The sequence below is a fragment of the Mesorhizobium sp. M7A.F.Ca.US.005.03.2.1 genome (assembly GCF_003997795.1).
Lineage (GTDB): Bacteria > Pseudomonadota > Alphaproteobacteria > Rhizobiales > Rhizobiaceae > Mesorhizobium > Mesorhizobium ciceri.
Genome location: NZ_RZRP01000859.1, coordinates 1 through 2,648 on the forward strand (window position 1 = coordinate 1; position 2,648 = coordinate 2,648).

The 2,648-nt window shown below is 63.8% G+C and carries 4 protein-coding genes; 2 read left to right on the forward strand and 2 right to left on the reverse strand.

Annotation, left to right across the window (positions count from 1 at the left end; translation table 11 throughout):
- Together EN991_RS31550 and EN991_RS31555 are read left to right on the forward strand one after the other, a co-directional pair.
- On the forward strand, positions 1–368 hold a 368-nt coding region (locus EN991_RS31550; protein ID WP_245461130.1), incomplete at its 5' end, for a LysR substrate-binding domain-containing protein.
- Positions 369–487: 119 nt separating this feature from the next.
- Entirely contained in the window at positions 488–1,288 is an 801-nt protein-coding gene (locus EN991_RS31555; RefSeq protein ID WP_024503759.1) for a 1-acyl-sn-glycerol-3-phosphate acyltransferase, read from the forward strand.
- 25 nt (positions 1,289–1,313) lie between these two features.
- Here EN991_RS31555 and EN991_RS31560 read toward each other — a convergent pair whose 3' ends face one another.
- A complete protein-coding gene (locus EN991_RS31560) occupies positions 1,314–1,940 on the reverse strand; it encodes a LysE family translocator (protein ID WP_127370221.1) in 627 nt (208 codons plus the stop codon).
- Between the two features lie 90 nt (positions 1,941–2,030).
- Positions 2,031–2,648: aldo/keto reductase (locus tag EN991_RS31565; RefSeq protein ID WP_164769506.1), on the reverse strand; the 618-nt coding region annotated here is incomplete at its 5' end.

The window sequence follows — 2,648 nt, forward strand, 5'->3', positions numbered from 1 at the left end:
CGACCCCGGAGGATCTGGAAACACACGATTGCATCACCTTCGAGGGGCTCGCCTCCGCCGCCAGTTGGAGCTTCATCAAGGGCAAGGCCGAAATCCCGGTTCGGGTCCGCTCGCGGCTTCAGGTCAACACCGCCGAAGCGGCCATCGATGCCGCGATTGCCGGCGTCGGGCTGACGCGTGTGCTTTCCTACCAGATCGAAGCCGCGCTGCGGTCCGGCGCGCTGCGCGTCCTGCTGCAGGAATTCGAGCCGGCGCCATGGCCGGTAAGCCTGGTGCATGCGGGCCACGGCCTGCTGCCGGTCAAGCTGCGCGCCTTCCTCGATTTTGCCGCTCCGCGCCTGAAGGCGCGGCTGGCGCGGCTGATGTAGCGGAACCAGGCCAACCCATCGGTGGCCGTTCTTCGTCGCCACCCAAAGCGCCCTGCGGCCATTTCCTTTTTTCCCGCGCTTGGTGTAACCAACGCTCACCTCCTCACCGGGCTCCCCCAATGCTCTACATCAGATCGCTGACGTTCAATTTCGTCTTTTACGTCAACCTGATCGTCCAGATGATCCTCTGGACCCCCTACTATTTCCTGTCGCCCCGGCACCGCGCCTGGTTCGTGCCGAAATTCTGGTCGCGCACCTCGATGTGGCTTTACGAGAAGATCGCCGGAACGAAGAACGAGATCACCGGCCGGGAAAACCTGCCCGAAGGCTCCTTCATCCTGGCACCAAAGCACCAGTCGTTCTGGGACGCGATCGCCTTCTTCCCCTTCCTTCAGGACCCGCTCTACATCCTCAAGCGCGAGCTGACCTGGATCCCGTTCTTCGGCTGGTACATCATGAAGATGCGCATGATCCCGGTTCATCGCGGCAGCCGTTCGAAAGCACTGAAGGCCGTGGTCGCCGCGACCAAGGAAGAGATGGCGCGCAACCCTCGCCAGCTCATCATCTACCCCGAAGGGACAAGACGCGCGCCGGGCGACGAACCGGCCTACAAATACGGCATCGTCGAAATCTACACGCAGCTTGGTGTTCCGGTGGTGCCGGTTGCCCATGTCGCCGGCCTCTATTGGCCGCGCCGCAAATTCCTGCGCTATCCCGGCACCATCAAGGCGCGTTTCCTGCCGCCGATTCCACCGGGACTGAGCAAGGACGAATTCATGGCCCGGCTGATCGGCGAGACCGAAGCTGCCTGCGACCAGTTCCTGATTGATGCGGCGCGCGGCCCGAACCCGCCTGCCTTGCCGCCGACAGCGGCGAAAAGGCTGCAAGAGCTGGACAACGCCGCAAGAACCAAAGTCTGAACCGGAAGTCTCCGGCCGGCAGTTCTCAGCCGAACACCGCCAGCGCGGTGGTCAACACCAGCGTCACGGCAAAGATCAGGTTGATGATCCGCGAGGCCGCCGGCCGGCGCAGGAAGCGCGCGAACCCAGCCCCCGCGACAAGCCACAGAGCGTGGATGGCAACGATCATCGGGGCGAGAACCGCCAGCTTCAGCCATAGACCAGGCTCAGTGGCGCCCTGTTTGGACGAAGCACCGGCGAACACGGCGGCGATCGCCACATAGGCCTTTGGATTGGCGACCGCGAGAAGAAATCCAGCCAGCCATGTGGGACGCGAAGTCTCGGCGGCGCGGGCGGCCAGCGGCGGCGCCGTAGCGATCTTGAAGGCGAGATAGAGGATGTAGGCCGCGGAGGCCAAAGCCAGCAACGGCGCCAGCTTCGGCATCGAGGTGAGCACTGCCATGACCCCGGTCGCGACAACCAAAAGCACGGCGATCGTGCCCAGGATGATTCCCCAGGCATAGCCCAGGGAATGGCGCAAACCGAAGGCGGCACCAACGGCGGTGACGCTTATCGTTGCCGGCCCCGGGCTGCCCATGACGACGGCGGAGGCAAGCACGAGCGCGCACAACTGGCGCCAAAGATCCGGCTGCAAAAGAAGCGGCTCAGTCATCTCACCCTCTGTCTTGCCCCGTGCGAAGGAGGCTATGGCAAGACAAGAGGGTCGTCTTGGACGTTCGTGCGAGGAGCGGCCGCCGAAACTTCAGTCGCTCGCTTTGTCGAGTTCGGCCATGTCGGCGGCGCTCAGCTTCAGCGACGCCGCCTTGATCAGGCTGTCCATCTGCTCGGGCTTGGTGGCGCTGGCGATCGGCGCGGTGACGCCCGGCCGAGCGATCACCCAGGCAAGCGCGACTTCCGCCTGCTTGGCCGAATGCCTTGATGACACCGCGTCGAGTGCCGCAAGGATGCGCATGCCGCGCCCATTGAGATAGTCCTTCACGCCGCCGCCACGCGGGCTTTGGCCGAGATCGGCCTCGCTGCGGTATTTGCCGCTGAGGAAACCTTTGGCCAGGCTGAAATAGGTGATGACGCCGATGTCCTCGGCCACGCACAGATCGCGCAACGGCCCGTCAAAGGATGAGCGATCGTAGAGATTGTATTCCGGCTGCAGCACCTCGTAGCGCGGCAGACTGCGCAGGCTCGCCACATCGAGTGCCGCACGCAACTGGCCGGCGTCGAGGTTAGAGCACCCGGCATAGCGAATCTTGCCCTTGGCGAGCAGCTTCTCGTAGGCGCCAAGCGTTTCCTCATAGGGCGTCGCAGGATCCGGCCAATGCGACAGATAGAGATCGATGAATTCGGTCTGCAGCCGCTTCAACGA

Coding starts and splice junctions, on each gene's coding strand:
- EN991_RS31555 (WP_024503759.1), top strand. CDS start 488: ATGCTCTACATCAGATCGCTGACGTTCAATTTCGTCTTTTACGTCAAC.
- EN991_RS31560 (WP_127370221.1), bottom strand. CDS start 1,940: ATGACTGAGCCGCTTCTTTTGCAGCCGGATCTTTGGCGCCAGTTGTGC.